Raw genomic sequence first — 12,253 nt, 5'->3', positions numbered from 1 at the left:
GAGCGGCCGGACGGCAATGCCCTTGCCGGCGAAGCTGCCTGCACGCTCGTACAGGCCTTCGCCGGCAAGCCGGCTCCTACGACTGATGCAGTATTACGGCATGTTGATGATCACTTCTTCCTGCCACTTCTGCGGCAGGGACTTGGAGGTTTTCTCCCAGGCGTCGGCGTCCTTGATCGGGGTTACGTGCTTGTATTGCTCGTTGGGCAGCAGGTTGGCCTGGACGTCCGCCGGCAGAGTCAGATGCTCGGCACGGATCGGGCGCGCATTGCCGCGAGCCAGGTTGGTCTGGCCGGCATCGCTGAAGATGTACTCGCGGGTCAGCTTGGCGGCGTTGGGATGCTTGGCGTATTTGTTGATGATGGTGGTGTAGCCGGAGATGACCGAGCCGTCGGATGGGATCAGCACTTCGTAGTCATCCTTGTTGACCATCTTGTTGCGGTAGCTCAGGCCGTTGAAATCCCAGACCACGCCCACTTCCACTTCACCTTTCTCCATGGTGGCGATGGTCGGGTTGGCCAGGGACAGGCGACCCTGCTTGGCGATCTCGGCGAACATCAGCAGCGCCGGCTGGATGTTCTTTTCGTCGCCGCCTTTGGCGATGGCCGCGGCCAGCACGCCGTTGGCGGCTTGGGCTGCGGTGCTCACGTCACCGATGGAGACTTTGTACTTGCCTTTCTCCAGATCTGCCCAGCTCTTCGGCGCCTCAGACCCGTGCAGCAGCTTTTTATTGATGATGAAGGCGATGGTGCCGGTATAGGCCAGCGCCCAGTTGCCGTCTTTGTCCTTGGCCCAGTCCGGGACCTGGGCCCAGGTGCTGGGTTTGTAGGGTTGGGCCACACCCTGCTTGACTGCGATGGGGCCGAAGGCGGCGCCGACGTCGCCGATGTCGGCGCTGGCGTTGTCTTTTTCCGCGGCGAACTTGGCGATCTCCTGGGCCGAACTCATGTCGGTGTCGATGTGCTTGAGGCCGTAGATTTTCGCCAGGTCCTCCCAGGTGCCTTTCCAGTTGGCCCAGTCGTCGGGCATGCCGACGCTGTTCACCGCGCCTTCTGCTTTCGCAGCGGCTTCCAGGGTTTTCAAATCGTTGTCAGCAGCCATGGCGGCGGTGCACAGGGCAATGGTCGAACCTAACAGTGATGCCAGGAAAAGCTGTTTCATCCGAAGCTCCTTTGGGCGTGTTCAACGCTGCGTTGTTATCGACGGTCTTGCGGTGGGTTGGTCTAGGTCAGCAATACCTGAGCCAATTTAGGCGTGTTGGATGACACTTTGATGTCGGTGCCAATGGTCGGCGCATGGATTCGGGCGCAGGTTCGGCGCTGCGAAATAAGCGTAGACCATGCCCAAACACCCGTTCTGCAAGGTTCTGGCGGGCAATTTGCAGGTTCACCAAAGGCTCGCTCAGCGGCGTTGTCATCTATCAGTCATATGCATTGCCTAGGCTTTCGACACAGATGCAGAGCACTGCCCCGGCCCTTGTGCTGCCCTGAAACAGTGCTGGTCTAGTCCAGATAGGTAACGTTGATGCGTATTGATGCAACCAAAGCGGTGACAGCCATCGGCCAGGTGCTGCAGGAGCAGATCGCTCATGGTCTGTTGGCGCCCGGCAGCAAGCTGCCGGCCGAGCGCAAGCTCAGCGAGTTGTTCGCCACCACCCGCATCACCGTGCGCGAGGCCCTGCTGCAATTGGAGGCCCAGGGGCAGATCTACCGCGAGGAGCGCCGGGGCTGGTTCGTTTCGCCGCCGCGGCTGGCCTACAACCTGATGCAGCGCAGTCACTTCCACGCCATGGTCAGCGCCCAGGGGCGAGTGCCTTCCACTGAGGTGATCTCGGCGCGCCTGCAACCGGCGTCGGCGGCGGTCTGCGCCTGGCTGCAATTACCGGCACTGTCCAGCGTGATCCAGATCTGTCGAGCGCGGCGCATCGATGACCGGCTGGTGCTGTATGTGGAGCACTACCTGAACCCCAAGTACTTTCCACACATTCTCGACCTGGATTTGAACCAGTCGATCACCGAGCTCTATGCCCGGCATTACGACCTGCATTACGGGCGGGTGCGCTTCGAGATCGTGCCCACCTCATTGCAGCCGGAAGCGGCGGCGGCCTTGAAGGTGTCGGTGGGCAGCCCCGGGCTGCGCATCGCCCGGGTCAACTATGACCAGCATGAGCGGCTGATCGACTGTGATCTGGAGTTCTGGCGGCATGACGCAATTCACGTTGGCGTTGACGTTCTTTAGACGCCCGTACCGTTGGCCGGCAAGACGGCGCCTAAGGGGTCATTGCTTTTCCGGGGCGCTGCCGGGGGTGATCACCTGGATGCTCATGCGCGGGGTGGCCAGGTCCAGTCCGGCTTCGTCCAGGTGACGCTTGAGGGACAGGTTGAACGCCCGGGACACTTCCCATTGCTTGATCGGCGCGGTCTTGAAACGGGCCCGGAGGATGGCGCTGCCGGACTCGAAACTCTCCACTCCCTGGATCTCCAGGGGCGACCAGATGTTGCGTCGCTGCAAGGGGTCGGTACGCATCTTCTGGCCCACGTCGCGCATCAGCTTGATCGCGTCGTCGATCTCCATGTTGTAGGGAATCGCCACGCGAAAGATCGCGTAGCCGAACTCCCGGGAGTAGTTCTTGATGCTCTTGATTTCGCTGAACGGGATGGTGTGCACGATGCCGTCGATGTCCCGCAGGCGCACGGTGCGGATGGTCAGGCCCTCGACGGTGCCCAGGTGACCGCCGACATCCACGTAATCGTCGATGGCCAGGGAGTCTTCGATGATGATGAACAGACCGGTGATCAAGTCAGCCACCAGCGACTGGGCGCCGAAACCGATGGCCAGACCGATGACACCGGCACCGGCCAGCAGCGGCGTGACGTTCATGCCCATGTTGGCCAGGGCGACGATGGTGGCGATGATGAAAATCGCCACGAACAGCACGTTACGGATCAGCGGCATCATGGTCTGTGCGCGGGCGTTGGCCAGGCCCTTGCGCGAGCGGGTCAGCGCGTGATGCACCGCGGTGTCGCTCAAGATCCAGATCAGCCAGGCGAAGATCAGGGTGCCTGCGAGGCTGAACAGCTTGACGCTGACTTCATGGCCGTCGCCTTCGGTGAAGCGGATCAGCGACATACCCCAGACCCGCAGGCCCAGTTCGATGAACGCCAGCCATACCGCCAGGTGGGCCAGGGTATAGAAGAAGCTTTTCAGTCGTTCGGAGTACAGCGCATGGCGCTTGTGCCCACGCTGGGGCTTGAGGGCGTGGCGCCGTACCAGGCCGTTGATCACCATGCACAGCACCAGCAGCACCGTGCACAACAGTGACTGGCGCAGGGCCGTGCTGGTGTCGCCGGCGGAAACGAAGGTGGCGAACAGCGAAATGCCCACCAGCACCAGGGCGGGGAGGTACCAGAAGGTGCCAATGATTTCGATGGTGTCGCTCAAGGCGCGGCGGGTCAGGCGTCGCGCCAGCGGCTGGTTGCGGATCAGGTGCGCGATCGGCCGGCGAAAGCGCAGGATGAATACCCCGGTGGACAGCGCCGCCATGACATTGGCGAAAGTCGCTGCGGTATGGGCCAGGTGCTGGCCGAGGCTGGCCACCATCCGAGGGTCGCTCAGGGCCTCGCCGAACGCGGCGAAACTGCCGATCCACCACAGCGGTCGAAACGCCTGGCGGCGCAGGATATACAGGGCGCGATGACGATGCGGACCATCGAGGACGGAAAACGCCACCACACAGATCGCCGAAAAACAGGTGCCCACCACCAGGGCGTAGGCCAGGACCATGGCCAGGTCCTTGCCCAATGACGAGGGCAGGGAGTAGGTCATGTAGACGGTGATCAGCAGAGCGATCAGCCAGGGGCCGAGCTTGCGCAGGGCGAAGCGCAGCAAGTCCCAGGTCTTGGGGTGCTGGGGCAGTTCTTCGGTGAGACCGAAACGCAGGCGCACCCGGTGGCTGAGCCAGATCAGCGCCGCCGCCAGCAGACTCCAGACCATGAGAATCAGGGCAAAGGCAAAAATGATCGGTAGCCATTGGCTGGCTGGCAGCATCAACGCCGACAGTTCTTCCTGGGCTTGATCGAACTCGTCGGTCCAGCGGTTCAAGGGGCTATCAGCGCCGGAGAACTGTTTCTCCAGGCTCGACAGAGTGCCGCCGATCAGGCCGAGCACGCCTTCTTCAGTGGCGGGCTGGGCTTTTTTCGTGGCGTCCCGGAGCTTTTTCAGATCAGCCAGCAGCTTGGCGCGTTGCTGGTCGTTTTCCAGGGATTTGATCACCTCGTCCAAAGACTGCCCCAGGGGCTCTTCGGCCTGTGGTTGCGGTTTGCTCTGGTTGCCCAGCAGGCCCGGCAGGCCAACCGCCTGCGCACTGCTCAGGGGCAGGAAGGTCAGCAGGCAGACAAGCGCAAAGCAGGGCAGGGCGAAAAGACGAGCGAACACTGGGCGGTCAACCTCGGAGAAAATCGGATCGACCGAGTGTACGAGGCCGCCAAATTCAATGCGAGGGCGAGCGCGGCATTTATTCCGCCAGTTTGGCGAGGATTTTGTAAACCACAGTGCCGAGAATCAGCAGCATGCCGATCCACATGCTGAACACACCGAGGTTCTTGTCCCGGAAGTTGAAGCCGATGGCCAGGAGAATCATTCCCGTGAGAATCGGGATGAGCATGGAGTGGAACGCAGACATCGAGATCATGGCGACGGCCTTGTCAGGAAGAGTACTCATAAGTCTAGGTCGCTTTGCCGCGCCCCGGGTTGATGTGTATCAGAAACCGGCGGGGGCCCCTGAGGGGCGCCCGCGGTGACAATTCAGGGCAGTTCGTGGCTGGCGTAGAACGCGCTCAGCACCTTTACCAGGTGGGCCAGGTCATGGCTGCCACAGAGTTCACGGATCGAGTGCATGGCGAAGGTCGGCAAGCCGATGTCGACAGTGCGCACGCCCAGGTGGCTGGCGGTGATCGGGCCGATGGTCGAGCCGCAACCCATGTCGCTGCGCACCACGAAGCTCTGCACCGGGACTTCCTCGGCCATGCACAGATGGCGGAAGAAACCGGCGGTTTCGCTGTTGGTGGCGTAGCGCTGGTTGCTGTTGACCTTGATCACCGGGCCGGCATTGAGTTTCGGGCCGTGATTGGCGTCGTGCTTGTCAGCGTAGTTGGGGTGCACGCCGTGGGCGTTGTCTGCGGAAATCAGCAGCGATTTCTGGATGGTGCGGACGAACTCGTCGCCTTCGGGCAGCAGGCGGCGCAGGGTCTGTTCGAGCATCGGGCCATCGGCGCCGCAAGCCGAGCAGGAGCCGACTTCTTCATGGTCGTTGCACACCAGTACGCAGGTTTCCTCGCTGTCGGCTGTCAACAGTGCCTGCAACCCGGCGTAGCAGGACAGCAGGTTGTCCAGGCGTGCGCCGGCAATGAAGTCACCGTGCAGACCGATCACCGCGGCGCTCTGGGTGTCGTAGAAACTCAACTCGTAGTCGAGCACCACATCGGCGTTCAGACCGTGTTCGCGGGCCAGTTGGTCGGTCAGGACCGCGCGGAAATCCACCCGCTCATCGCCGGCGAACTGGGCAAGGATCGGCGGCAATTCGTTCTGCGCGTTGATCGCCCAGCCCTGATTGGCTTCACGGTTGAGGTGGATGGCCAGGTTGGGAATGATCGCGATGGGGGCCTTGAAGTCGATCAGTTGGCTTTCCACCTTGCCATCGCGGCGGAAGGTCACGCGGCCGGCCAGTGACAGGTCACGGTCGAACCAGGGAGCCAGCAGTGCGCCGCCATAGACTTCCACACCCAGTTGCCAGAAACCCTGGCGCTGCAGTTCAGGCTGAGGCTTGACCCGCAGGCAGGGGCTGTCGGTGTGGGCGCCCACCAGGCGGATGCCGCCTTGCAGGGGCGAATGCCGGCCCAGCTTGAAGGCGACGATGGAGGAGTCGTTGCGGGTGACGTAGTAGCGGCCGTTGGCTTCGGTGGTCCACGGCTCGCGCTCGTCGAGGCGCTGGTAACCTGCCGCTTCCAGACGTTGAACAAGGCTGGCAGTGGCATGGAAAGGGGTAGGGGAGGCCTTGAGGAAGTCGATCAGGCCTTGGTTCAACTCTTCGCGCATAAGTAGCTCCAGACAGCAGTGGCGCGAGTTTAACGTATAGCAGGGCACTGTAGGAGCCGGCTTGCCGGCGAAGCGGTTGTCGACCTGGGGGATGGTCGTCAGGGGGCCTTCGCCGGAAAACCCGCTCCTGCAGAACGCTGTCAGAAGGGCACGGGGCAATCGAAGCGCAGGCGCTCACCGGTCTGGGGATGAGTGAAGCTGAGCATGCTGGCATGCAGGCACAGCCTTGGCCAGGCGGCCAGGGCCTGCGGGTGGGCGTAGAGGCCATCGCCCAGTAGCGGGTGCCCGATGGACAGCATGTGTACCCGCAACTGATGAGAGCGGCCGGTGATGGGGGTCAGCTCGACCCGGCACCAGTCGCCGCAGCGCTCCAGCACTCGCCAGAAGGTCAGGGCGTGCTTGCCGAATTCGTGGTCCACCACATGCCGGGGTTTGGTTGGCGGGTCATAGCGCAAGGGCAGATCGATGCTGCCGCTGTCCAGTTCCGGCTGGCCCCAGCACAGGGCGGTGTAGGCTTTTTCGGTTTCGCGGTCATGAAACTGTCGCGACAGTTCGCGATGGGTGTCTGCGTCCCGGGCCAGGAGAATGATCCCTGAGGTTTCCCAATCCAGTCGGTGGACGATACGGGCTTCGGGGTAGCCATTTTCCTGCAGGCGAGTGATCAGGCAGTCCTTGTTGTCGTCGGCGCGACCGGGGACTGAAAGCAGCAGGGTGGGTTTGTTCACCACCAGGACGGCGGGGTCCTGATGCAGGATGTGGATATTCGACAACGGCATTAAAACAGCCTCGTAACAAACGCCAACGGCGGCTCGCCGACCTCAATGCTGTGCATGAGGTCAGCGAGCCGCCGTGGCTCCCGTCGGATCAATCAGCGATCAGGCAGGGTGATATTGAGTTCCAGGATCGAGCAACTGCCCTGGTTTTCCAGAGCGACGTGCACGTCGTCGGACCCGATATTGACGTACTTGCGGATCACTTCCACCAGTTCCTTCTGCAAGGCGGGCAAGTAATCAGGGGTGCTGCGCTGGCCGCGTTCATGCGCCACGATGATCTGTAGACGCTCTTTCGCTACCGACGCGGTGCTGACCTTTTTGCTGGCACGAAAGAAGTCAAAAAGATTCATTATCTACCTCCAAACAGGCGCTCGAAGAATCCCTTCTTCTCGACATCAAGGAACCGGTGTTCCACGGTTTTGCCCAGCAAACGATCGACTGCGTCGCTGTAGGCCTGGCCCGCATCGCTCTGGTCGTCGAGAATCACCGGCACGCCCTGGTTGGAAGCCTTGAGCACGGCCTGGGATTCCGGAATCACGCCCAGCAGGGTCACTGCGAGAATTTCTTTGACGTCTTCAACGCCAAGCATTTCGCCATTGCTGACGCGCTCCGGGTTGTAACGGGTCAACAGCAGGTGCTCCTTGATCGCGTCTTCGCCTTTTTCGGCGCGGCGGGATTTGCTGGCCAGCAGGCCGAGCATACGGTCGGAGTCGCGGACCGAAGAGACTTCAGGGTTGGTCACGACAATCGCTTCGTCGGCGAAGTACATGGCCAAGTGGGCGCCTTTCTCGATACCGGCTGGGGAGTCGCAGACCACGAACTCGAAGGTTTCCTTGAGTTCCATCAGGACTTTTTCCACGCCTTCCAGGGTCAGCGCGTCTTTGTCGCGTGTCTGGCTGGCGGCCAGTACGTAGAGGTTTTCCAGGCGCTTGTCTTTGATCAGGGCTTGCTGCAGGTTGGCTTCGCCATTGACCACGTTGACGAAGTCATACACCACGCGACGCTCGCAACCCATGATCAGGTCGAGGTTACGCAAGCCGACGTCGAAGTCGACGATGACTGTTTTGTGACCGCGCAGAGCGAGGCCGGTACCGATAGCGGCGCTGGTGGTGGTTTTACCCACACCACCCTTGCCGGATGTAACCACGAGAATCTTGGCCAAGGTGTTTCACCCCTAAGGAAAAAGGACTTTTAGCCCCTGAAAAACATCTCTTGAAAACTACTGCAGTCGGACAGCCTTGGCTGGAGCTCGGTCAGCGGCAGGGTTTATCGTCGATAAACTCTGCTGATTGCCAATTTCCTACTTCGTTTGAGCCGTAATCGCTACGTTTTAGAGATGCTTGGAAAATGCGGCAGTATCCGTTAAAGACGTGTGATGTTCAACACGTCACCCGACAGGCTGACCTGGACTCCAGAGCCCCACAAAGGGTCGCGCCGCAGGTCTTCGGAAACCTTGTACTGACCGGCGATGGAGATCAGTTCAGCGCTCAATTGCTGACAGAAAATCCGTGCCTTGGTGTCACCTTTGACGCCAGCCAGCGCCCGACCACGCATTGGGCCGTATACATGGATATTGCCATCGGCGAGAAGTTCCGCGCCGGGGCTGACCGAGGACACCACGACCAGATCGCCACCTTGGGCGTAGATCTGCTGTCCGCCGCGTACTGGCGAAGTGATGATGCGGGTCGGTTTCACGGTTGGTTCAGGCGGCTTTTCCGGTACTTTCTTGACCTCGCTTTCCGGCGGATCGAGGGGGCGCTCCCGGGCACCGGAAGGTGGCAGCACTGGCAGATCGACGGCAATGGCCGCTGCAATGTCTTCAATCCGGCTGGCGCGGATCGCCAGGGTGCGCAGACCGTGCTGGCGGCAGACACGCATCAGCCCGGGCAGATCCACCGAGCCCTCGGCAGCAGGCAGCTTGTCCAGCGCCAGTACCAGTGGCGCGTTGCTGAAGAAGTTTGGCGCCTGGGCGACCTTCGCGGCCAGTTGGCGATCGAGGCCTTCAAGGTCGTTGCGGGCCAGTTCCAGCACCGTGATGGCGAGCATGCTGCCCTTTAACTGGAACACAGGATCTTGGTCTAGCGATTCGGTTTGGCTCATGGTCTGCAGAAGGCGGCTTGTCACTAAAAGTGCCGAGACTTATAACGAGATCGCCCGCGCCCCGCAAGCCAGGTCGAACCGATGTAGAATGCGCGACCTTGTTGTCTGTCCCGGAATCTGTAATGGATCGCCCGCGTTTTCGAGCTGCATTCTTGTCTCCACGTTTCTGGCCGCTGTGGCTGGGACTTGGCGTGTTATGGCTGATCGTCCAGCTGCCTTATCCCGTGCTCCTGCAAATCGGTCGCGCCCTGGGGGCGTTGATGTACCGAGTAGCCGGCGATCGACGGTCTATCGCCCGACGCAATCTGGAGCTGTGTTTCCCGGAAAAATCCGCCGCAGAGCGCAAGCGCCTGCTCAAGGAAAACTTCGCCTCCACCGGGATCGCCTTCTTCGAAATGGCCATGAGCTGGTGGTGGTCCAGGCAGCGTCTGGCGCGCCTGGCCCATGTCGAAGGCCTGGAACACCTCAAGCAGGCCCAGCGCGAAGGTCATGGGGTGATTCTCATGGCCCTGCACTTCACCACCCTGGAAATTGGCGCGGCGCTGCTGGGGCAGCAGCACACCATCGATGGCATGTATCGCGAGCACAAGAACCCGCTGTTCGATTTCATTCAGCGTCGTGGCCGCGAGCGACACAACCTGGATTCCCTGGCCGTGGAGCGAGAGGACGTGCGCGGCATGCTCAAGCTGCTGCGTTCCGGACGGGCCATCTGGTATGCACCGGACCAGGACTATGGCGCCAAGCAGAGCCTGTTCGTGCCGTTGTTCGGCATCCAGGCGGCTACCGTGACCGCCACCAGCAAGTTCGCCCGCCTGGGCAAGGCGCTGGTCGTGCCTTTCACCCAGGAGCGCCTGGCCGATGGCAGTGGCTATCGCCTGGTGATTCATGCACCCCTGACGGATTTTCCCGGTGCCACTGAAGAAGAGGATTGCCTGCGGATCAATCAGTGGGTGGAAAGTGCGTTGCGCGCCTGTCCCGAGCAGTACCTCTGGGCCCATCGACGCTTCAAGAGCCGGCCGCCGGGCGAGCCCAAGCTTTACAAGAAGCGCGGTTGACCGCCTGGCATTGATTGCCGGATCTTGTGCGCCACGGATGGAGTGAGTAGATGAGTGTTGCGCAACCGATCACAGGTTTGATTCTTTCCGGCGGCGGTGCCCGTGCCGCCTATCAGGTGGGCGTGCTGGCGGCGATTGCCGAACTGTTGGGGCCTGGGGCGCGAAATCCGTTCCCGGTAATCGTCGGTACTTCTGCCGGGGCCATCAACGCGGTCAGCCTGGCCAGTGGGGCCACGGATTTTCCCGCGGCAATCGAACGCCTCACGGCATTCTGGCGCAGCTTTCGCAGCGATCAGGTGATGCGCAGCGATTGGCCGGGAGTGATTCGCCAAGCCAGTCGTTTTGTCGGCCACAGCCTGTTGGGGCTTGGTGCTCAGGTGCCGGTGGCGCTGATCAACAACTCGCCGCTACGCGACCTGCTCAATCAGCACATGCATCTTTCGGGCATCAACCAGGCCATTTCCCAAGGCCAGCTGCATGCGGTAGCGGTGACGGCCTTCGGCTACGAATCCGGACAGGCGGTGACTTTTTATCAAGGTGGCGGGGTCATCGATCCCTGGTTGCGTCATCGGCGCATCGGCGTTCCCATTCAGCTGACGGTGGACCACCTGCTGGCCAGCGCGGCGATTCCCTTGCTGTTCGCGCCAGTGAAGCTCGACCAGGAGTATTTCGGTGACGGTGCCGTGCGCCAGTCGGCGCCCATCAGCCCGGCGTTGCACCTGGGGGCCAGCCGCGTGCTGGTGGTGGGTGTCAGTGGCAACCCGCGGGGCAATGATCCAGACGCCACTCTGCAGCGTTCTTACACCGGGCAGCAGCCGACTCTGGCGCAGATCGGTGGCCATATGCTCAACAGCACCTTCATTGACAGCCTGGAAAGCGATATCGAACTGCTGGAGCGGCTCAATCATTTCAGTCGGCTGTTACCTGGCAGTGCGGCGGATCGCGGCTTGGGTATCGCGCCGGTGGAAGTGCTGGTGATTGCCCCGAGTCAGCCGATCGACGAAATAGCGGCGCGGCACCGGCAGGAGTTGCCAGCTGCACTGCGCTTGTTCCTGCGCGGACCGGGGGCAACCCGGACCAGTGGTGCCGGGGTCCTGAGCTATTTGCTGTTCGAGGCGTCGTATTGCAGCGAGTTGATCGAACTGGGGCGCAGTGACGCCCTGGCCAAGGGCGAGGAGTTGGCGCGGTTTCTGGGCCTTAAGGGTTGATGCCCGGGCTCAGCCGATGAGCCCGGGATTTTCGCAGCCTGAGGTCAGTAAGGCAGGTAGTCCTGGATGAACTGGCGGATCACACCGATAAAATCCTCGTCCGCGGTAAAACCCAACTCGCTGGCATACCTGGCACTGAAGGCTCCCGGCCAGGAGCCGACGATGCGTTCGATCCTGGCGTCCGGGCGTAGCTGAATACGCTGGGCAACTTCGTCTCCGGCCACTTCCCGCAGCGCGTCGATCATCTGCGCCACGGTCAGCGACAGACCGGGCATGTTGATCACTCGGCCCTGACTCAAGCACTCTGCGGCCAGCTCATGACCATGGATCAGGTTGGCAATGGCCTGGGCTGGAGACATCAACCAGAGTCGGGTATCCAGGGCCACCGGGCAGACGCTGGCCTGGCCGCTGAGGGGTTCGCGGATGATACCGCTGGCGAAGCTGGACGCCGCCAGGTTCGGTTTGCCTGGCCGCACCACGATGGTGGGCATGCGCAGGCTGCGACCATCGACGAAGCCGCGTCGGCTGTAATCGGCGAGCAGCAGGTCATTCATGGCTTTCTGGGTCCCGTAGGAGCTTTGCGGAGCCCAGACCTGATCATCGTCGACGTTCTCCGGCAGTTGCCCACCGAAAACGGCCACAGAACTGGTCATCACCCACTTTGGGCTGGAGCCCAGCTGGCGCACCCGTTCCAGCAGACCTTGGGTCGCACTGAAGTTGACCCGCATGCCCAGTTCGAAATCGCCTTCCGCCTGGCTGGAGACCACGGCGGCCAGGTGAAAGATGCTATCGGTGTCGGCGTCGATCAGTTTGGCCAGCACCTGTTCATCGCTAATGTCTCCTTCCTTGACCTGCACCCGTGGGTCATCGAGGCCCTGCACGGGCTCCCGGTCAAATGCGGTAATGCGCTTGATGGGCTGCAATTGGCCGTGACGGTCGGTCAGTGTGCCCCGTTGCAGCAAGGCTTCGATCAGCCGCCGTCCGAGAAAGCCGGCCGCGCCGGTGACAAGAATATTCATGAGTG

The 12,253-nt window shown here is 61.7% G+C and carries 12 protein-coding genes; 3 read left to right on the top strand and 9 right to left on the bottom strand.

Going from position 1 to position 12,253, the window contains the following annotated elements; translation table 11 throughout:
- Positions 1–93: 93 nt before the first annotated feature.
- The gene (locus KHO49_RS21490; RefSeq protein ID WP_102860787.1) at positions 94–1,161 is read right to left on the bottom strand and encodes an ABC transporter substrate-binding protein; all 1,068 of its coding nucleotides are present in this window, start codon (positions 1,159–1,161) and stop codon (positions 94–96) included.
- A gap of 363 nt (positions 1,162–1,524) precedes the next feature.
- Here KHO49_RS21490 and KHO49_RS21485 point away from each other — a divergent pair, with 363 nt between their 5' ends.
- On the top strand, positions 1,525–2,238 hold the full coding sequence (locus KHO49_RS21485; protein WP_102860788.1) for a UTRA domain-containing protein: 714 nt from the start codon (positions 1,525–1,527) through the stop codon (positions 2,236–2,238).
- Positions 2,239–2,277: 39 nt separating this feature from the next.
- Here the strand turns inward: KHO49_RS21485 and KHO49_RS21480 are convergent, their stop codons facing one another.
- From KHO49_RS21480 to minC, 7 genes are all read right to left on the bottom strand, one after another.
- Positions 2,278–4,434 (bottom strand): mechanosensitive ion channel family protein, encoded by a 2,157-nt coding sequence (locus KHO49_RS21480; protein WP_110594660.1) that lies wholly within the window; start codon positions 4,432–4,434, stop codon positions 2,278–2,280.
- 79 nt (positions 4,435–4,513) lie between these two features.
- Entirely contained in the window at positions 4,514–4,720 is a 207-nt protein-coding gene (locus tag KHO49_RS21475; RefSeq protein WP_102860790.1) for a hypothetical protein, read from the bottom strand.
- An 83-nt stretch (positions 4,721–4,803) separates the two neighbouring features.
- Positions 4,804–6,093, bottom strand: coding sequence for a M18 family aminopeptidase (locus KHO49_RS21470; RefSeq protein WP_077934615.1), 1,290 nt, complete (start codon positions 6,091–6,093; stop codon positions 4,804–4,806).
- Between the two features lie 140 nt (positions 6,094–6,233).
- Complete coding sequence (locus KHO49_RS21465; RefSeq protein ID WP_213665799.1) at positions 6,234–6,869, bottom strand: RluA family pseudouridine synthase; 636 nt, start codon at positions 6,867–6,869, stop codon at positions 6,234–6,236.
- A 92-nt stretch (positions 6,870–6,961) separates the two neighbouring features.
- Positions 6,962–7,216 (bottom strand): cell division topological specificity factor MinE, encoded by a 255-nt coding sequence (minE, locus tag KHO49_RS21460; protein WP_007898843.1) that lies wholly within the window; start codon positions 7,214–7,216, stop codon positions 6,962–6,964.
- Entirely contained in the window at positions 7,216–8,028 is an 813-nt protein-coding gene (gene minD, locus KHO49_RS21455; protein ID WP_011062650.1) for a septum site-determining protein MinD, read from the bottom strand. The genes minE and minD overlap by 1 nt, the downstream gene beginning before the upstream one ends.
- 200 nt (positions 8,029–8,228) lie before the next feature.
- Complete coding sequence (gene minC / locus KHO49_RS21450) at positions 8,229–8,966, bottom strand: septum site-determining protein MinC (protein ID WP_102860793.1); 738 nt, start codon at positions 8,964–8,966, stop codon at positions 8,229–8,231.
- A 122-nt stretch (positions 8,967–9,088) separates the two neighbouring features.
- On the opposite strand from minC, the gene KHO49_RS21445 reads away from it, so the two are divergent.
- Both KHO49_RS21445 and KHO49_RS21440 read left to right on the top strand, forming a co-directional pair.
- Positions 9,089–10,021 carry a lipid A biosynthesis lauroyl acyltransferase gene (locus KHO49_RS21445; RefSeq protein WP_213665798.1) on the top strand — a complete coding sequence of 311 codons (933 nt, stop codon included), beginning with the start codon at positions 9,089–9,091 and terminating at the stop codon, positions 10,019–10,021.
- 50 nt (positions 10,022–10,071) lie between these two features.
- Complete coding sequence (locus KHO49_RS21440) at positions 10,072–11,229, top strand: patatin-like phospholipase family protein (RefSeq protein ID WP_213665797.1); 1,158 nt, start codon at positions 10,072–10,074, stop codon at positions 11,227–11,229.
- Between the two features lie 44 nt (positions 11,230–11,273).
- Here KHO49_RS21440 and denD read toward each other — a convergent pair whose 3' ends face one another.
- Positions 11,274–12,248 carry a D-erythronate dehydrogenase gene (gene denD, locus KHO49_RS21435; protein WP_213665796.1) on the bottom strand — a complete coding sequence of 325 codons (975 nt, stop codon included), beginning with the start codon at positions 12,246–12,248 and terminating at the stop codon, positions 11,274–11,276.
- Positions 12,249–12,253: the final 5 nt, after the last annotated feature.

The sequence above is a fragment of the Pseudomonas sp. RC4D1 genome, assembly GCF_018390395.1.
Taxonomy (GTDB): domain Bacteria; phylum Pseudomonadota; class Gammaproteobacteria; order Pseudomonadales; family Pseudomonadaceae; genus Aquipseudomonas; species Aquipseudomonas danubii.
The sequence above is the reverse complement of the archived record's forward strand: the minus strand, read 5'-3'. Positions and strand labels throughout refer to the sequence as shown.